Annotated in this window: 14 protein-coding genes and 1 other RNA gene; 7 read left to right on the plus strand and 8 right to left on the minus strand. The window is 61.8% G+C overall.

What is annotated here, in order from left to right:
- Positions 1-312: 312 nt before the first annotated feature.
- From ssrA to CQ13_RS33005, 5 genes are all read left to right on the plus strand, one after another.
- Positions 313-669: a transfer-messenger RNA gene (ssrA, locus tag CQ13_RS40270) on the plus strand.
- Positions 670-812: 143 nt separating this feature from the next.
- Positions 813-1,328, plus strand: a complete 516-nt coding sequence (locus CQ13_RS32990) for an SspB family protein (RefSeq protein WP_057846960.1) — start codon at positions 813-815, stop codon at positions 1,326-1,328.
- Between the two features lie 71 nt (positions 1,329-1,399).
- Entirely contained in the window at positions 1,400-2,815 is a 1,416-nt protein-coding gene (fumC, locus tag CQ13_RS32995) for a class II fumarate hydratase (RefSeq protein WP_057846961.1), read from the plus strand.
- Between the two features lie 269 nt (positions 2,816-3,084).
- Complete coding sequence (locus CQ13_RS33000; protein WP_057847076.1) at positions 3,085-3,273, plus strand: DUF4169 family protein; 189 nt, start codon at positions 3,085-3,087, stop codon at positions 3,271-3,273.
- Positions 3,270-3,527 carry a ribbon-helix-helix domain-containing protein gene (locus CQ13_RS33005; RefSeq protein WP_057846962.1) on the plus strand — a complete coding sequence of 86 codons (258 nt, stop codon included), beginning with the start codon at positions 3,270-3,272 and terminating at the stop codon, positions 3,525-3,527. The genes CQ13_RS33000 and CQ13_RS33005 overlap by 4 nt, the downstream gene beginning before the upstream one ends.
- Before the next feature lie 52 nt (positions 3,528-3,579).
- Here the strand turns inward: CQ13_RS33005 and CQ13_RS33010 are convergent, their stop codons facing one another.
- A complete protein-coding gene (locus tag CQ13_RS33010; RefSeq protein WP_057847077.1) occupies positions 3,580-4,161 on the minus strand; it encodes a tetratricopeptide repeat protein in 582 nt (193 codons plus the stop codon).
- 411 nt (positions 4,162-4,572) lie between these two features.
- Here CQ13_RS33010 and CQ13_RS33015 point away from each other — a divergent pair, with 411 nt between their 5' ends.
- Positions 4,573-6,150: an ABC-F family ATP-binding cassette domain-containing protein gene (locus CQ13_RS33015; protein WP_057846963.1), complete on the plus strand. Its 1,578-nt coding sequence runs from the start codon at positions 4,573-4,575 to the stop codon at positions 6,148-6,150.
- 127 nt (positions 6,151-6,277) lie between these two features.
- Here the strand turns inward: CQ13_RS33015 and CQ13_RS33020 are convergent, their stop codons facing one another.
- The 3 genes from CQ13_RS33020 to CQ13_RS33030 form a co-directional block, all read right to left on the minus strand.
- Positions 6,278-6,811: a DUF1003 domain-containing protein gene (locus CQ13_RS33020; protein ID WP_057846964.1), complete on the minus strand. Its 534-nt coding sequence runs from the start codon at positions 6,809-6,811 to the stop codon at positions 6,278-6,280.
- A 230-nt stretch (positions 6,812-7,041) separates the two neighbouring features.
- Positions 7,042-10,689, minus strand: a complete 3,648-nt coding sequence (locus tag CQ13_RS33025; protein ID WP_057846965.1) for an AsmA family protein — start codon at positions 10,687-10,689, stop codon at positions 7,042-7,044.
- A gap of 166 nt (positions 10,690-10,855) precedes the next feature.
- Complete coding sequence (locus tag CQ13_RS33030; protein WP_057847078.1) at positions 10,856-12,088, minus strand: cytochrome P450; 1,233 nt, start codon at positions 12,086-12,088, stop codon at positions 10,856-10,858.
- Between the two features lie 108 nt (positions 12,089-12,196).
- Between CQ13_RS33030 and CQ13_RS33035 the strand changes: the two genes are divergently transcribed.
- Positions 12,197-12,808, plus strand: coding sequence for a TetR/AcrR family transcriptional regulator (locus CQ13_RS33035; protein WP_057846966.1), 612 nt, complete (start codon positions 12,197-12,199; stop codon positions 12,806-12,808).
- 47 nt (positions 12,809-12,855) lie between these two features.
- On the opposite strand, the gene CQ13_RS33040 is transcribed toward CQ13_RS33035, so the two are convergent.
- The 4 genes from CQ13_RS33040 to CQ13_RS33060 form a co-directional block, all read right to left on the minus strand.
- Positions 12,856-14,157, minus strand: coding sequence for an MFS transporter (locus CQ13_RS33040; RefSeq protein ID WP_057846967.1), 1,302 nt, complete (start codon positions 14,155-14,157; stop codon positions 12,856-12,858).
- A 41-nt stretch (positions 14,158-14,198) separates the two neighbouring features.
- Complete coding sequence (locus tag CQ13_RS43715; protein ID WP_156434051.1) at positions 14,199-15,464, minus strand: tetratricopeptide repeat protein; 1,266 nt, start codon at positions 15,462-15,464, stop codon at positions 14,199-14,201.
- A complete protein-coding gene (locus CQ13_RS33055) occupies positions 15,448-15,858 on the minus strand; it encodes a hypothetical protein (RefSeq protein WP_057846970.1) in 411 nt (136 codons plus the stop codon). The genes CQ13_RS43715 and CQ13_RS33055 overlap by 17 nt, the downstream gene beginning before the upstream one ends.
- 74 nt (positions 15,859-15,932) lie before the next feature.
- A complete protein-coding gene (locus CQ13_RS33060; protein WP_245309488.1) occupies positions 15,933-19,040 on the minus strand; it encodes an ATP-binding protein in 3,108 nt (1,035 codons plus the stop codon).
- Positions 19,041-19,125: the final 85 nt, after the last annotated feature.

Here is a 19,125-nt window from a genome sequence, read left to right on the forward strand (position 1 = left end):
CTCCGACAACGCCAGCAAAACCCAAAACACTCCAGCGCCGACGTTAAACGGAGCGGCCAAAGCCGCCATCAAACCCCATGAAGGGCCCGCAGATCGCAACTTTTGCGGTCGGAGCACTGCAACGCACGCGAGTGAATTGCCGACCGCGGTACGACCGCGGGTCGAGCGCTGGGGATGGCGGCGAACTGCGCCACAACTCGTGCAATGGACGTGAACGCACTTTTGGAACCGTCGAATCCGTGGCGAAACCGCAACTGAGCGACAGCAAACCGAAAGTTGGGGGCCATGTTCCCCTCCTGTTCAGCGCCTTTGGCTCTGTTTTTCTCCGTGCCTGCACCCTATATTGGGAGTGCCGGTTCGCCGGCTATGGAAATAAATGACCGTCGCAATAAACCATTCGGACCCGGGGGCAGTACCCGGCGCCTCCACCCAAGCCCACCCTCCCGTGGTGGGTTTCGGCGGGGGCGAACCAGGATCGACGAGGGCGTAAAGGACGAGTTTTTTCCCGGTATTGTTCCGCCGTTATCGGGCTATGCAATAGTTGCAAACGACAACTATGCTCCGGTTGCTCAGGCTGCGTAACGCAGTTTGAAAGACCGATCTGAAGTCCTAGCGGGTTAAGCTCCGCTAGGCGGGGTTCGGAGGCACCTGGCAACAGAAGCCTCCACTTAATTCTTTCATTTCCGGCCGACGGGAGCCGTTGCTGCAAATTCGATCCGTCGCGCCTGCTGACCTGCGGCTCCCGCCGGGGTAGCATGGGGGCAAAGGGGCGAGTCGGGGGACCGGCGGCCATAAAACCTGACAGGACGACCATGGCGACCGATCACATCCGTTATGACGTGCTGGCGCGCGACGCGCTGCGCGGAGTGCTGCGCCGCGTGCTGGCTGACGCGGCTGAACACGGCCTGCCCGGCGAGCATCATTTCTTCATCACCTTCCTGTCCACCGCCGACGGCGTGAAGCTGTCGCCGCGGCTGTTGGCGCAATATCCGGAAGAGATGACGATCATCCTGCAGCATCAGTTCTGGGATCTGGTGGTGACGGAAGATCGTTTCGAGGTCGGCTTGTCGTTCGGCGGCATCCCCGAGCGGCTGGTGGTGCCGTTCGCGGCGATCAAGAGCTTCCTCGATCCGTCGGTACAGTTCGGCCTGCAATTCGAGCCGTCGGAAACGGTGGCAGAGGCGCCCGCGGCGAAGGTGCCGGCGGTTTCCGCGCCGTCCGCCCTGCCCGTCGCCGCGCCGGAGCCCGCCGCGGAAATCGAGGACGAGCCGGCAAAGACGAGCGAAGGCGCTGAAGTGGTGCGACTGGACCGTTTCCGCAAGAAATAATCTAAGCGCGAGAAACTCCGCTACGCTGTAGTGTACGCGTTCCGCCCTTTCACGGCGCAACGGACATACGCATGGCTCGAGCAAAAACATCCGGAAACAAATCGGCCCGTAGCGAGACCGACAGCTTCGGTCCGATCGACGTTCCCGCCGACCGCTATTGGGGCGCGCAAACCGAGCGCTCGCGACAGAATTTCAAGATCGGCCAGGACCGCATGCCGATCGCGATTGTCCATGCGCTCGGCATCGTCAAGCTCGCCGCCACCCAAACCAACCGGGACCTCGGGCTGCTCGATGCACGCAGAGCCAGCGCCATCATCCGCGCCGCACGCGAGGTGATCGAAGGCAAGCTCGACGATCACTTCCCGCTGGTCGTCTGGCAGACCGGCTCGGGCACCCAGACCAACATGAACCTCAACGAGGTGATCGCCAATCGCGCCAATCAGATGCTGGGCGGCGAACTCGGCGCCAAGAAACCGGTTCATCCCAACGACCACGTCAACATGAGTCAGTCGTCGAACGATTCATTTCCGACGGCGATGCATATCGCTGCCGCCGGACGCATCATCGCCGACCTGATTCCGGCGCTCGACGAGTTGCATCGCGAATTGCGCAAGAAGGAAAAGGCGTTCGCCAAGATCGTTAAGATCGGGAGAACCCACACCCAGGACGCAACGCCATTGACACTGGGGCAGGAATTTTCGGGCTACGCCGCGCAGGTCGAGAGCGGGATCGCGCGGCTACGAACCGCGGTGAAGGAGCTGTTCCCGTTGGCGCAAGGCGGCACCGCGGTTGGAACCGGTCTCAACTCGAAGCCGAAATTTGCAAAGTTGTTCGCCAGGCATGTCGCTAAAATCGCAAAGCTGCCCTTCACCAGCGCACCGAACAAGTTCGAGGCGCTGGCTTGCAACGACGCCTATGTGCTGGTGCATGGCGCGATCAATTCGGTGGCGACCGGCCTGTTCAAGATCGCCAATGACATTCGCCTGTTGGGTTCGGGTCCGCGTTCCGGTCTCGGAGAATTGATCCTGCCGGAAAACGAACCGGGCTCGTCGATCATGCCCGGCAAGGTCAACCCGACTCAGTGCGAAGCGATGACCATGGTCTGCTGTCAGGTGTTCGGCAACCAGACCGCCGTCACCCTCGCCGGCAGCCAGGGGCATTTCGAATTGAATGTTTACAAACCGGTATTGGCATATTGTATGATGCATTCCATTCAACTGCTGTCGGACGCGGCGCGCTCGTTCACCGAACATTGTGTGGTGGGCATCCGCGCCGACGAAAAGCGAATCCGCGAATTGATGGAGCGCTCGCTGATGCTGGTCACCGCACTGGCTCCCAAGATCGGATACGACAACGCGGCGAAGGTCGCCAAATCGGCGCACTCGCGCGGAACGACCTTGAAGGAAGAGGCCGCGCGCCTCGGGTTTGTCGACGCCGCCGAATTCGAACGCCTGGTGCAGCCGGACAAAATGACACACCCGGGCTGATCGCCGCTTCGCCCCCGGGAAACTACGGATCAGAGATATAAATTAGGGATGATACCTGAAGAATGAGGTGGATCATCTATCGCCGTTGTGTTGAGGCATGGTAGGAGCAGGAATTATTCGGTTCTTTCGCAGAGCGAAATGTATTTTGATGCTATCAGAGCCGGTAGACGGGGATTCCGAATGACCATCAAATTTGCTTGCGCACGACGCGACGTTTTTCTGCCCCATGAATCATCATGTCTTCGAGTCGCCGGATGATGGAGGCGAGCATGGGAGACGTGATTAATCTGAAGCGATTCAAGAAGCGTACCGAACGGGAACAATCGGCAAAGCAGGCCGATGCCAACCGCGCACGCTTTGGCCGGACCAAGGCCGAACGCGCGCTCGATGAACGTCGTAAGGATCGCGCCGGCGATCTTCTGGACCAGCACAAGCTCGAGGACGGAGACGCATCATGAAGTCGCCCGTCGTTAAACGCTCGATCGTCGTTGCCGGTCACAAGACCAGCGTCAGCCTCGAAGAAGCTTTTTGGAACGGGATGAAGGAAATTTCGGGCCTGCGGAACATGACGCTGTCCGAACTCGTCGGCGAGATCGACAGCAATCGCCAGCAGGGCAACCTGTCCTCGGCGATCCGCCTCTTCGTGCTCGACTATTTCCGTACCCGCGCCATGCCGGCCGCCACGCCGGACGCGCCGCGGCCGCAGGCGTAGGCCTCGATCAGGCGAGCGCGTCGCAACGCACCCGCCCTGTTACGTCATAAACTCAATAAACCAGTCCGGTGCCGGGCGGCTTTTCGAGCGCCGCGGCCAGCGATCGATACTCCTCACAAGCCGCGCCGCAAATCGCCGCGATCCGCGTCAGATGATACGACGCCTGGTCGCGATTGCCTTGCTCGACCTGCCACAGGCCGTAATACTGCCAGGTCAGCACGTGGTTCGGATCCGCCTTCAAGGCGCGCTCGTACCAAACCTTCGACAGCCTGTAGTCACCGAGCTTGCGATAGGAATAACCGATCAGATTGGCAACATCAGCGTTATCGTCACGGCCGAGCGCCTTTAGCTGCTCGATGGCCCCAGCAAAGTCGTTGCGCTCATAGATCGTCGCATGCGCGGCACGGTAGCCCTGCCGAAACGCATCATCGTCGGCGCTCGACTGTTTGGGGGCCTTCTTCTTCGACTTCGAGGTCGATTTGGGAGCGGATCTGGTGTCCGGCGGCGGCGGCGGGTTGGCCGAAGGCGGGTCACCGCCGCCTCCTGCGGCAAAGGCCGGCACGGATGGCGGCGATGCGATCACAGCCATTGAAAACAACGCCAGCGTAGCGAACTTGATTGCCGACTTCATCATATGAACCTCCGGTTTTCCTTGCGTGAGCGCATCCATGGTCCAGCCGGAGATAGAGACCCCGCGGTAAATGAAGTATTCCCGCCAGGCCGCGCGCAAACCGTTTGCACCCTGCGTAGAGCCTTTTCGGTCTGATTGAATCGAAGCCGGGCTCTAGATTCTTGTTTTTGAATTCTTAACGCGAACCGGTGTCCACCCCGGATCAAGTCCGGGGCAGGCTTTTGCTTGAAAACGCTCTAGCTGGACGAATGACGGCAATGCGTATCTAATCGACGGTCGTTGCAGTCCCCGCCAAAGCGGCCGACGGAACCCGGCGAAAACCGGCTGAAGAAGCGTAGAGACCCCTGGAGAGAGAAATGGACATCGCAAAGCTGACCGCGCCTCGCGACCTCAGTCCATTTTCGGAAGCTCTCCATGCCTGCTTTTCTCGTTCTGGATTCCATCTCCCTCGCCACGCCTGACGGACGCCCGCTGTTCGACGGATTGACGCTCGCCATAGGGCGCGAGCGCACCGGGCTTGTCGGCCGCAACGGCTGCGGCAAATCCTCATTGCTGCGCCTGATTGCGGGCGAGATCGAACCTGCCGGCGGATCGCTGCAACGCATCGGCTCGATCGGCATGCTCGCTCAACTGACTGACGAACGGCTGACGACCGACGAAGCGCTCGGCGTCGCCGGCGGCCTCGCCCGCCTGCGCCGGCTCGAACGCGGCGAAGGATCGCTTGATGACGCGACGGAAGCGGATTGGACGCTGGAAGCGCGAATACTGGCAGCGCTGGTCGAAGCCGGACTGCCGTCGCTGCCACTCAATCGCCCGATCGCCTCGTTGAGTGGCGGCGAGCGAACGCGGGTGGCGCTGGCGCGGCTTCTGATAGAGGCACCGGATCTAATGTTATTGGACGAGCCGACCAACAATCTCGATGCGGACGGAAGGAAGGCCGTGGCGCAGATGCTCGACCACTGGCAGGGCGGCGTGCTCGTCGCCAGCCACGACCGCACGCTGCTCGAACGCGTCGACCGCATCGTCGAACTGACGCCGGTCGGCGTCACCCTGTTCGGCGGCGCGTGGCCGGAGTTTGCAAAGGCGCGTGAGGCGGCGCGGGCCCGCGTCGCCGATGACCTCGACCGCGCCTCGGATGCCTTACGCAATACCGAGCGCGCAGTGCAGAAGGCGCAGGAAAAGAAGGCGCGCCGCGACAAGGCCGGCCGCGCCTGGCGTGCCAAGGGCATCGAGGACAAAATGTTCATGGACCGCGAAAAGGAGCGCGCCGAGAACAGCGCCGCGCGCGAAAGCGGGCTTGCCAGCCGCCTGCTCGGCGAGCGCACTGAAGCGCTGGAAATCGCCAAGGCGCAAGTCGAGATCCTGACGCCGCTTTCGATCGATCTACCGCGCACCCATCTGCCCGGTGGCCGCGAACTCATCGCCTTGAAGGACGTTGTGATGACCTTTGAGGAGCGTCATCTGTTCGGACCGCTGTCGTTTGGGGTTCGCGGACCCGAGCGGATCGCCATCCGCGGCGCCAACGGTTCTGGCAAGACCACCTTGTTCCGCCTGCTCACCGGTGAGCTGAAACACGCGAGCGGCGACATCGGCCGCCTCACCGACCGTGTTGCCGTGCTCGATCAGCATGTCGGCCTGCTCGATCCCGAGCTAAGCATTCTCGACAATCTGCGGTGCCTCAATCCGGAACTCTCGGCCAACGCGGCGCACGCCGCCCTGGCGCGGTTTGCGTTCCGTAACAAGGCAGCGCTGCAGATCGCGGCGACGCTGAGCGGCGGCGAGCGGCTGCGCGCGGGTTTGGCCTGCGTATTCGCGCGACCGCAGCCGCCTCTGCTCCTGCTGCTGGATGAGCCAACCAACCATCTAGATCTCGCCTCGATCGAGGAGCTGGAAAATGCGCTGAAAGGATTCGACGGCGCGCTGATTGTCGTCAGCCACGACGAGACGTTTTTGCGGGCGATCGGGATCGAAAGGGAGATCGTGCTCGGCTAGGCCGTGTGGCGCGAGATACAGAGCAATGTCTGCTGTGCCTTTAAAGCGACGCGGTTACTGCACGGCAGCGAAATGACGCAAACGGCCAAAAGCGGTCATTCTGGCTTCTCGCGGCAGGAGCGGCCACTTAGCCCTTAGTCTCTTCGATTTTATCGAGAACTCGCTCCGGCGCGATGTCTGAGGCAGCTTCCTGAAACTCTTCGTTCTGCCGGGGATCGATCTCCAATTTGGGGGCCATCTCATTCAGGAGCGCGACCACTTTTGTAATCTCGTGTTCCGTGAGCAGACTGATCTGTAAATCCAACTCCGCCCTTCTATCCGCCTCGGCCGCCATACGATTTTGAGAGATCAGCACAAAGGTCGAAAGAAAGATTGCCTCTACAGAGGCGATCATAGCAAGCACTACAAAGCTTTGATCCCATGGTGAAATTCCTGGGAGCCAACGGACGTTTGCGGCTATCCAAAATCCAAAAACAAATATGTGTAGGTAAACAAAATGCATGCTGCCGGTGAACGAAGTTATCGCATCGGCAACCTTTTGCTGGATGGACGCATCGGATTGCTCGCGCTTCCCTCGTTCGACTAGCGCATGGATGTTTCGCTCGAGAGCGGGCGTCAGTCCCGGCGCGGCTCCTGGGCGGGGCGCTAAAGGTTTCTTCATGCGTGGGAAACGGTCGCGCACGAGGACGGTTCCTATTACTTGGCCTGCCCATGACGAGCCTCACAGGGCAGATCGTCAGTCCTAAGGTCGAACCGGATATCAGCGCCATCCACATCAACCGCTACGGGTCATTTTCGACCCGAATCTGCGGGCGCTCCCTACCATTTGATGTCTGCTTTGCCCCAATAGCGAGCGGCTCGCCTATGGCTGCGCGCCAATGAGTCCACGCCCTAGTTCGAGCGCGGCGGTGGATTGGCGAGCTGCGGCGTCAGCGCAAGCGGCGGGCGCGGCTTCGGCTTGGCGGCGCCGGGTGCCGGCCTGACGTCGATCGGCGGTGGCAGCGGCGCTACCTGCGGCTGGCCTGCGACAGGCGCCGGCGGCGCGTTGACGACCGGCGGACGCGGCGCGGTCGTCTTCTTCGCCGGAGGTCGCCGTGGGTCGCGCCCCTTTGGCGCGACGACCGGCGCGCTCGGCACCGCCTCCGGAATCGGCAACTGCCCCTCCGTAGGCAGCACGATCGGTGGCGGCGCTGCCGGCGGTGGTTCGCCGCGCTCGATGGCATCCAGTCTTCGCGTTTCGTGATCGATCGCACGCACTGCCAGCCACGAAGACAACGGGGCAACATCGACGCTGCGGCTCAGCGCATCGGGCGTCCCCACGGCAAGCAGTTGAATCTCTGGACGACCGGTCGTCATCGTCAGCGAAAGGGCGGCGCGGATGTCGGCCTGATCGGCGGCGATATCGTATCCGCCGGAGACGATGGCCCGCACACCATTGCCGTCCAGTGTCGTCGCGCCGACGCGAAGCCGGCCGTCCCTGATGGTGAACGGGATTTGCGCCGAAGGCACCGCAAGCGCGCCGGCCGGAAGAGCGGATTCGACGATCTGCTTCAATCGAACGTCGTCCTTGGCCTGCCCGTTGTCATTGGCGCGCACCGCCACCTCGAAAGCGCGCGGATCGAGGCCTGATATCCTGGCCGCGTCCAGCGTCAGCGTTCCGCTGCCGGACAGCGCGCCCGCCAGCGCCGATGCGCTGCGGCCCTGGGTCGTCAGCGTCACCTGCATCGACGCGCGGCCCGCAGGCATCGCGAGATTGCGATAGCGCAGCGCCGCGCCGTCGACACCGGAAAGCTGGACGCTCGCGTTCAAGGCAATTCCGTGCGCGCCCGGCCTTGCATCGATCGTGGCCGTGACATCGCCGCCGCCGATCTTGCCTTTGATGGCATCGAAGGTCAGCGACTTGCCGTCGCTCTTGATCACCCCGCTCACCGGCTGCAATTCGCTTCCGCCCGGAAGCAGGCCGCGCAACGCCTGAAACGCGATGCTGCCGCGCCAACCCTTCGCAAGCCCGGGGCCGAGCGGCTCGGTGGCATCGTGTCCGGCGGCACCGACCGCCAGGGCAACAGCCGGCGTCAGCGCAAGCTGGTCGGCGCCGATCTCACCCTCGATTTCCTTCTCCTCGCCGAGCGTCACAGCCACGCGGCCGCGCAGGCGCGAACCGCCGACGCTGCTGTCGAGATCGTCGAAGGTGAGCTTGTTGCCGATGAGCTGCACGCGCGAGGACAGGCCGATGTTCTGCGCCAGCGTATCCGCCGGTTTGAGATCGAGCAGCGGGGCGAAATCGGCGCTGCGAACTTTCAGGCCGAGGACAGCCTTTGCCTCCGGCGCCCATGGTTCGGCGGAGCCTTCTGCTTCGGCATCGAGTCCCGTTCCCGAGATCTTGGCCTTGAGCCGCAACGGCGCACCCCATGCGCCCGTCGCGGTGCTCTCGAATTGCGCGGGGCCATCGCCCGCCGTGACGGCGCGATCGAAGCCGAGCAATGCCAGCAAGGTGCGACCTTGCTCCGACGACAATTTCGAATCGATCCAGACCTCGCTGCGCCGGAGCGCGGCCAGATCGATGCCCTGGATCGCCGCGACGGCGGGTCTGGCGGTGATCGTGCTGGTGCCCTTGAGCAGCGGCGAGTCGAGTTCGGCCGTGGCACGCGCCTGGACGCGATCGGACGGCCCGGCATTTTTGGTGAGGTCGAGCGCCAGTTTCAGGCGCGCCGGACCCGGGCTCGTCCCCATCGCATTGAGCCGCGCGGCCAGCGGCGGTGAAAAGGGAACGATCAGGCTGGTCAGTCGGCCGAGTGAGGCAGCGCTCGAATTGAGCGCGAACCATCCGGTCGCGTTGACGCGGTCGAAATTGCCGGCGCCGTCCAGCGTCACGTTTTCAAGCCCGCCGATCTTCAACTGCTCAAGCGATATCTTCGCCGGCGAGTAAGCCAGCCTGGCGAGCAACGGAGATAGCTCTTGGCCGGCGGAGGTGGCGCGGCCGATATCGAGCGAGAGCTTCCCTTCGTCCGGCCACTCGCCTTGCGGCCCTACAAGCGACCGCACAAAGGCCGTGGCGGCATCCAGGTCGAGACGCGCCGCTTTCAGTTCGGCGTCGATCCGGGAGCCATGATCGGCTTGCCGGTGCGACACCGCCACCCGCCCCTCCACCGTACCGCCGTCGATGTCTGCCTTCATGGCGTCGATGGCAAAGCCTTCGGGCGCCACGGTCATGTCGCCACGCAGGCGAAGCGGCTTCTGGCTGCGGTAAGCGCTGTCGCCGCGGCCCTGCAGCCAGGTCAAGAGTGCGTCGGGATCAGAGGACTCGACGCTGAGCGCGGCCTTGAAACGGTCCGGTACAGCGCTCTTCGCGCCAGCCTCGCTGAGCGAAACCCTGGTCGCGCCGGGCGCGCGGAACTCCAGCCTGTGGACGCGCCAGGATTTGGCATCGCCTTCGAGCTCGGCAGCGATGTCCTGCAATGGGCGCCCGCCGAGGATGACCTGCTCTGAGGCGAGTTCGATTTGCGAAGGGATCGGCAGATGCGGAATGACGGAGCTGAGCGCCTGCAGCGCCGGCAGCGCGCGAGCCGGCTCAGTCGAGTTGTCTTTGCCATTTTGCTTGGCGACGAACCTGTCGGCATCGAGCTGCCGTGCCGACAGCGCCGCGCGCAACAGCGGCGTCGCACCGAAACGGATGTCGCCGCTGCCTGCAAGCTTCAGGGCGCGCTCCTCGGCGCCATAGGTCACCTCGACCTGCTCCAGCCGTGCCGCCGAATAATCGGACTTGACCTTCGCCGCGATACGCCACGGTGGATCGTTGCCCTTGCCCTTCTGGCCGGGAGGAGCGACGAGCGTTATTGCGCCTTCAAACCGCGGCGCGCGGGAGTCGAAGTTTAGCAGACCCTCGAGATCGATGGCGAGCGAGCGCTGGCCCGGATCGATGTTGAGATGAATGCGGGTGCCGTTGCCCTCGGGACCCTGCCCCGAGGAGACCCGAAACGGATAGCGCGTACCCAACAGCATGAAATTGCCGTCGCCGCGGATCGAGCCGGCCAGCGAACGCACGTCGCCGCTGAAAGCGATGTCGTTCAGTTCGAGCGTAGAGCGGCTGACCGCATCATGCAGGGCGATGCGGCCGGTCAGATTGACCCGATCGATCGCCAGTGAACCCAGATTGAACGTCCCGGTCGATGTCGGCCAGTCGATCCGTCCTCCGGAATCGAGGCCGAGATCGAGCGACATGCGGTTGATCGTTAATTCGGTGGCGCGCACCTCGCCGCGCATCAGCGAGCCCAGGCTGAGTTCCACGTCGAGCTTGTCGGCGCGAACCTTTCCGAGATCGTTGACGCCGCCGACCACGACCGAGTGCAGTTGCAGCGACGGCGCCGGCAATAGGCGCGCGTCGAGCTTGCCGCCGACGCGCACCGGCGCGCCGATGATCCGGCTCGCCTCAGCTTCGAACTGCGGCCGGAACTGGTTCCAGTCGATGAAATACGGCCCGACCAGCGCGGCGATCAGCGCAACGATGAAGGCGATTGCCAGGCCGAGCAGCGTCGTCTGCACGGTGTCTCCTCTTGAACGGCCCCGGCGTAGGCCACGCCACGTCGAATCCGGCCCCGGAGCAGCCCGGAATATAGAGAGAAGTACGGCGAAGTCACAGCGGCATACTGACAGGAGCCGCCCAGCTCCGGATCGGCGGAGCCAAGGGCCGAAACCGTCCGTCGGGGCGTTACCAGCTCGCCGGCAGGCGCTTCAGGCCGCGCAGCACGAAGGTCGGGCGCCATTCCGCATTGACAGCGTCATCGAGCCGCAGGTCCGGTAACCGACGCAACAGGGTCGAGATCGCGATCTCGGCCTCGATCCGCGCCAACTGGGCCCCGAGGCAGAAGTGGATGCCGCCGCCGAATGATAGCGGCTTCACGTTGGGCCGGGTGATATCCAGCCGCTCCGGGTTATCAGGATAGACCGCCGGGTCGTGGTTGGCCGAACCGAGCAGGCACAGCACGCTCTCGCCCTTCGGGATGCGCTTTCCGCCGAGATCGTCGATATCCTCCAGCGCCACCCGCCCGGTCATCTGCACCGAGGAATCGTAGCGCAGGAATTCCTCGATGGCGTTGGTGATGAGCTCGGGCCTCGCCTTGAGCAGCGCGAGCTGGTCTGGATTGCGATGCAGTGCCAGCAAGCCGTTGCCGATCAGGTTGACGGTAGTCTCGTGGCCGGCACCGAACAGCAGGATGATATTGGCGGTCAGTTCCTCATTGGTGAGTTTGCTGCCGTCCTCCTCGGCCTGCACCAGCTGGGTGATCAGGTCGTCGCCTGGGCTTTTGCGCCTGAGATCGAACAGTTGCTGGAAATACATCGCCGCCAGCGCGTTGCTGGCGTTGCCCTGCTTGATCTCCTCCGGCGACAGCGGCACCGGATCGAGCAGGCGTCCGCCGTCGCGTGAACCGGTATAAAACGCCTCACGATGGTCCTCAGGGATCCCGAGCATGTCGCAGATGATGGTGACCGGCAGGCGGAACGCGAAATCCTCGATCAGGTCCATCCGCCCCTGCGGGATGATGCGATCCAGCGTCTCGTCGACGACCTGCTGGATGCGCGGGCGCATGTCCTCGACCCGGCGCGCGGTAAAGGCCTTCACCACCAGTCCGCGCAAGCGGGTGTGGTCCGGCGGATCCTGCTGCAGCATCCAGTGGCTCATGCTGCGGAACACCGGCTCGTCCATGATCTTGGGGCCGTAGCGGCGGACGGTGCGCTCGACATAATCCTTGCCGAACCGCTTGTCGCGCATGACGAGGCTGACCTCGGCATGGCGGCTTGCGACATACATCCCTAACGGCGTCAGATGCACGGGATCGGTGGTGCGCATCCGCTCGTAATGCGGATAGGGGTTGCGAATGAATTCCGGGGCCAGCGGATTGAACAACGGCGCGCTACTGGCAGCCTGAACATGCTCGTTCATGGTGACCTCCTGCTGGCTGTGCGCCATTCAGCGCGTTTTCTCCGGGGCCGATCGGTCGAAATTCGATACATTATTGTATTGAGTTGCATTCTCGCCTAAACTGGACAGATGTCAAGAGTGCGAACCAGACCCACAAGGGATGACACCCGCGAAAAGCTGTTCGAGGCTGCTGCGCGCGTGTTCGAGGAACAGGGCATTGGCGGCGCCAGCATCGAGGCGATTGCGGCGGCGGCCGGCTTCACGCGCGGGGCATTTTATTCGAACTTCAAGAGCAAGGACGAACTGATCATCGCCATGCTCGAGGATCACGTCGAGCAATCGATCGGACGCATCCGCGATCTGCTCGAGCGGCACAAGAACCTCGCCGACTTCATCGATGCGCTCAAGACCATGAATAGAAGCCGGCAGGATCCGCTCGGCCGCTCTCCCCTGCTGCACATGGAAATGATCCTGTTCGTGGCACGCGCCGAAAAGCGCCGGCCCGAACTTGCCAAGCGGCTGCGCGCCCGGCGAAAGCTGGTCACCGACATCATCGAGACCACGGCCAGGAACAGCGGCAGAACGACTATTCTCAATCCGCCATGGGCCGGCGCGCTGGTGCTGGCGTTGGAGGACGGCTTTCGCCTGCACCGCCTGATCGATCCCGAGACCACGCCGCCCGACAGCTTTTTTCGCGCCATCGGCGACCTGCAACGGGCGATGGGAATTTCATCGGCATGAGACGAAAATATCCGTGTGTCTCCGGGCGATGCTTCGCATCCCCGCGGCTACGCTGTATGGTGCTTGATTGGCGCCTTGTGCATTTGTCCCGCGACCGCCCTCACCTTGCCCGGCGATGCCTGCCAGATCGCCACCGCCGACAGAATGCTGACGGCAATGCCGAGCGCAAAGGCGAGCGTATAGCTGCCTGACAGGTCGTACAGCAGCCCGGTCGCCCATGGACCCGCCGCACCTCCGGCCAGCGCCGCCAGCATGATGGTGCCGAAGATGCTGCCGTATTGCTTGCCCTGAAAGATCTCCAGCACCACCGCGCCCATGATCGAGGTCAGGCCATAGCCGAGCGCGCCTTGCGTGAAGATCATGAGATAGACCAAAGCCAGTACCGGCGCGAACTTCAAGGCGATCAGCGCCGCAAAGCAGATCGCAAACCCGGCGCAGCTAATGGCCCAGATCCATTCGCGGCCGATCCGGTCGGAGAGATGCCCGAGCCAGATCTGGCCCGGTATGCCGAGCAGGCTGACGACGCCGAGCGCCCATACCGCGACGTTGGCACTGAAGCCGATGTCGAGCAGGTATTTGGTCTGGTGCACCTGCACCGCGTACCAGACATACAGGCCGCAGAAGTAGCCGAGCGCGATCCACCAGAATCGCGCGGTACGCAGCGCGCGGCGCAGCGTCCAGTCGGTGGCGGCCCACACGGGATCGACGACGTTCGAGCGAGGCGCGGCAGATGTCGCCGACGGCGCCGCGTCGCCATCCGGCAATAGCCCGATATCCTCCGGCCGTCTTCGCAGCAGAAGGTTGATCGGTGCGAGCACGGCGAGCACCAGGATGCCCATCGCGGTGCAGGCGGTGCGCCAGCCGGTCTGCTCGATCATGTGCTGCACCCACGGCAGCAGGGTCACCGAGCCGATGCCGACGCCGGCAAAGGCGAGCCCCATGGCGAGCCCGCGGCGGCGGATGAACCAGTTCGGCAGAAACAGCGATTGGCCGGAATAGCCGAGGCACACGCTGCCCGCGCCGACCAGCACGCCGATGGTGAGATAGAGATGCCAAGGCTGTGTCGTCAGCGGCGCCAGCAACAGCCCGCCGCCCATCAGCGCAACGCCGAGCTCCATCACTGCACGCGGCCCGAGGCGATCCATCATGCGCCCGATCAGCGGGCTGACGCCGCCGGAAACCACGAAACCGAACGAAAACGCGCCCGCGGTGACGCCGCGATCCCATCCGAACTCGCCAATGATCGGCGGAAAGAACAGCGAGAACGCCGTCCGCGCATTGACGCCGATCGCCATGGTGACGAACGTCACCACGACGATCAGCCAGCCGTAGAAGAAGGGGAGACGCATCACAACTTGCGAGCTCGATTACGTTTCGACAGCGAGAGAAGTCATAATCTAATGTTCGAGCGCGCCCACTGCTTGAGCGTGTCCAGGACCTCAATGTCCGGCAAATCAAATATTTCCTGACGGGAGGATATTCCGAGCGGGTCGATCTCCAGGGTTTCCTTGAACAGAAAGGCTGCCAGAAATTCCAGACCCAACTTACTGAAGCAAACGCCGGCCATGTACCGGCCGACCGAACTCGCTGGAGGGCCCAGCATCGCCGCAACGATATACGCTTCGGCCGCGCGTTGCCAATTACCCTTAAGGTAATGGACCTGACCGAGCTCAACCCAGGCCTTCGAATCGTACGGGTCTACCCGTGTTAGGTCGGAGGCCCTCGATGCTGCCAGCTCGAGATCATTCAGCCAAAGCGCTTCCTTGGTTCGGCTTTCCAACACCGCATGCAGATTCTCGCGATAAAGAATCTCCTCCGCCGCCGTCGTTGGCGCAAGGTCCCGCGCCTGGCGCTCCGCAATGTCCATTGTCCTGAACATCGCTTCCCGGTTGCCCGCAGCTTGAGGAAGGAAGCCCATTCCCCGATAAAATCTGCTTTTGAACAATTGCGCGGTAAATCCATTCTCGCCGTCCTCCACGGCGGCAAAGGCAATCTCGAACCGCTTGCCCCAGTCATCGAGTTCAGCGAGTGGCGCGCGGGCCTTGGCTTTCTGAACGAAGACCATTGCTGTTGCATTGAACCTTACGGGCGCGTGGCACTGGTCATCGATCGCAATACTCTCAAAAGCGGACATGGTCCCGGAATCGTAGCTGGACGTTCGTTTCGGCATATCGAGCATGAATTTTGCCGATGCCCGGCAGAACGCGAGTTGTGCGGCGCGAGGATCAGCATCGCTGTCACTGGACCAATCCTCCGGAATGAGTTTGAGCAATGGCTCGTACAGGCACATCGAGTGAAGAAGCGCCGCCAACCGGCATTTGCGCGCGGACGAAAGCTTTGGCCAAAGCTCAAGGTCCTGACAAAGCTTGCGCCACCGATCAGTACGCAGATCCTTGGCAAGATCACGAGGATCGCTGACTGCATAAGGCGCGCCGGCCTGCTCTGCGAGCTGCACGCGAAAACCGGGCGACAATGCACGTTGTGGAAGGAAGGAAGGGCTATCCGGATCGGCATAGGCTTGCCAGCCGGCGTCAATAGATCTGGCATGGGTGGGTCCGGCTTGGAGCCGGCCCAGGTCAAGATATGGACGAAGCAGCCAGGTTGAAAAGCGAGAGCCGAGGCTCTCGCTGACGGCCAGGTTAGCCAAATCGCGCATGCATGCCGCCGCAAGCGGCGCTCTCATAGCTGGCACCCTTCTTTTTCTTCTTTAGCCAGGCGCGATAGTCGACATTCAATTTCTCAAAGTTTGCTGCATACTCCGGCGTCTCCTTCCTGAAGTATCTGATCGCCGGCTCAAGCACCTCATACATGTGACATATCGGAGTAACTTCGTAGATCTTGTCCTTGGCTCTGACACCGCGCATCAGGACCGCGATCGACTCCCAGGTAACGATAAGGAGCCGAACCGCCGCGTGCTCTCTGCTATCTGATGGAGCGGCGGCCATGGCTTCAGCACCGCCATCGGTTTCTCGGCGCAGTACCTCCGCCGCGTGGTAATCGGAATCGCTTCGCATCTCCTGAATACCAAGCAGAAGCGAATTCTCATCCATGGGCCGCCCTCCCCGTTGCCTTGTACAAATGCCAAGCGAACGAAATCTAGCCCGACATCTACAAGTTCACAAGCTCAGCCCCAGAAGCGCATTTCCATCGCGTCTGCGAGCGACCTGGAAATGCTGCGGTGGTGCTCTGCGCTGGATTTCCGATGGCCAAGATCGAACACGTTCGCGAGCCCCTTGTGGCAGTTCGCTTCCAGCGGTCGCATTCCTAATTCTTCAGCAAGCACTACACCTTGAGTAAGCCAACTCTCCGCATCGCTCAGCTTTCCTCGATACAGGTCGACCTCGCCCAGCATACGCAACGAGTAAGCCTCGTTTGCTCGCTCCTCATGTTTGCGCGCGAGCTCGAGTGCACGCGTGGCCGCCTTCAGCGCCTCGCCCTCGCGTCCGAGCGAAAGGTAAGCCTCGCTGACGTAAGCCAGACGCAGCGAATGACGCGCGACGAAGCCTTTGGATTCCGCGACCTCGATACTCTGCTCCAGAATTGGAATTCCCTCGTTCGCCCGGCCCGCTAGCGCAAGGGCATAACCAAAATGCAGCGCAACGTAGGCGAAGCCGACAGGGCTATCTGCAAATGCGCCGGCTGCCAGCGCGCGTTCAAAAGAGCGCAGGGCGCGCCGTAAATTCCCCTGACGCAAAGCGACGACACCGAGACCGAGATGCGCGTAACCGCAACTGAAGGGATGACTCGCATTTTCGGCGATGCGAAGGGCATCTTCGCCGATATTGAACGCTTCGGAAAATTGTCCGGTATCGGCCAAGCCCCATGCGATAAAGCTACGCGAGAACGCGGCGGGCAGGACGAACATTCCGAAACGCTGGCTGGCCAGATTGCCCTCCAGATGGAGGACGTTCCAGCCGAAGCATTCGCGCGCCTTCTTGTAATCTCCCCGCGTGTGATGCGCCAATCCGAGAGGAAGATTGGTGACGACCTGAAGAGGTAAATCAGATAGCGGCTCGGCAACCGCAAGGGCGCGTTCTCCGGCCGCGATCGATTCCTTGTATCGGCCGAGCATCCAGAACTGTTCGGTCAGATAGGACTGCACCCATCCATTACGCTGTTTGTCCCCGATTCGATCCGCCAATTGCTCCGCTTCGCGCAGCCGGGCGGCAATACGGTCGCGATCACCGAGCGGTTGCAGCACGTTGCGGATATCGAAACGGATATCGATCGCCTTCTGAATGGCCTCCTTGCTTTGCGGCAATCCGGCCAGCGCTTCGAGGGCTTGCTCGAAGAGGATTACGGCCTCAGGATAGGCTTCTCGATCCGCAGCCTTCGTTCCGGCCTGGCGCAAATACGTCACGGCCTTTTCCTGAAGCCCGCCACGTAGCGCATGATCAGCCAGTCGCTCAACATGCTCGCCGATGCGGGCGGCATAAACGTTTTCTATCGCGAGAACGACGCTCTGATGGATGTCGCGGCGGCGCTCGCTCCGCAGACCCCCGTAGGCGACATCGTGAGTGAGAGCATGCTTGAAGGAAAATTGAAGATCAGGAAATAACTGGGTGGGAAACAGAAACTCGGCCGACTGCAAACTGTCGAGAACTCCGCGAAGTTCGCTGTCGGGAAGATTGCTTATTTCTTTCAACAGAGAGAGCGGAACGTCGTATCCGATGACCGCTGCTTCCTGCAGCAGCCTCTTCTCGGCCTTTGCCAGCGCATCAATACGCGCGGCGAGAACGGCCTGTACAGTGGGTGGGATTTCGTTTCCCGAAATTGGCTTGACCATCCTGTAGTTCTGTCGCGCCCCCTCCAGCACCTTGCGGTCCACCAGCGTTCGAACCAGTTCTTCCACGAAGAACGGATTGCCACCCGCGCGATCCAGAACAAAATCCTTGAGGTTTTCGAGTGCCGGGTCAGATCCCAGAAGTGAATGCAGAAGCGTGGTGAGACTTTCGCTTTGAAGAGGTTCCAAACGCAGATTGCGGTAATTCGGTCGGCCCCTCCAGCCGTCATGGAATTCCGGACGGTAGGTTACCAACAGCAGTAAGCGCGCATCGCGTGCATTGACGACGATTTCGTTCAGAAGACCCAAGGTCAGCGAATCGTTCCAGTGCAAATCCTCGAACACGGCGACGACCGGTTGCACATGGTTCTCGCGCAACAGCAATCTGGTAATCGCCTGGTAAGTGTGCTGCCGGTGCTGGAGCGGATCTAGCGATTGGAACGGATGACCTGCATCCAAAGCGTCCAACAGATCGAGCAGCGGCGGGATTACGTCCTGCAGCGAAGGATCGAGTGCCAGGATCTTTTCTGTCACCTTCTCGCGGATCGACTTGGCGTTGTCGCGTTGACTGATCTTGAAGTAATAGTGCCGGAGCAATTCGATCACCGGCAGGTACGATGCCGCATGACCGTATGAAGCCGAATTTGTTTCGAGAACCAGGCAGTCTTCGGTCCGGAACGAGTGAACGAATTCATGAATCAGGCGCGATTTGCCCATGCCGGGCTCGCCGACGACTGCCACGACCTGACCATGACCGCCTCGGGCGTGATCCAGCGCCTGAGTGAGTTGTTGAATTTCCAGTTCGCGACCGACAAACGGCGTCAACCCGCGTGAGGCGGCAGCCTGCAACTTTGTCCGCTCAAAGCCCCCTTCGGTGATCTCGAAGACTTCAACTGGGTTCGCGAGTCCCTTGATCGTCATTTCGCCGAGTGACTTGGCTTCGACGTATCCTTCAACGAGGCGGATAGTATCGGCAGCGGCAAGCACAGAACCCGGCATCGCCATTTGCTCCATGCGGGATGCCAGATGCGCCGTCTGTCCGACTACCGTGTAGTCCATGTAGAGATCGTTGTTGATTGAGGAGACTACAATCTCACCGGAGTTGATACCGACCCGGATCGTTATTGGCGCGCCGTAAGCGCGGCGGATCTCTTCCGCATAGCGGGCAATCGTCTGCTGCATCCTGAGGGCTGCATAACATGCGCGCACGGCATGATCTTCATGCGCTAGTGGGGCTCCGAACAACGCCATGATGCCGTCCCCCATGACCCTGTTCACCATGCCCTCATAATGATGAACGGCTTCGAGCATGTGATCCAGAACGGGATCGAGGAGCTTCTGCGCTTCCTCAGGGTCGCGATCTGCTATTATTCTGAGAGATCCGACGATGTCGGCAAATAGCACGGTGACTTGTTTGCGTTCACCCTCAAGATCCCGTTTCGTCGTCATTATCCTGACGGCGAGATGTTTTGGAGTATAATTGTCCGGTGACAAGAAGCGGTTTACCGCTCGATGTTCTTCGTCAAGTCCAATT

It is taken from the genome of Bradyrhizobium retamae (assembly GCF_001440415.1).
GTDB lineage: Bacteria > Pseudomonadota > Alphaproteobacteria > Rhizobiales > Xanthobacteraceae > Bradyrhizobium > Bradyrhizobium retamae.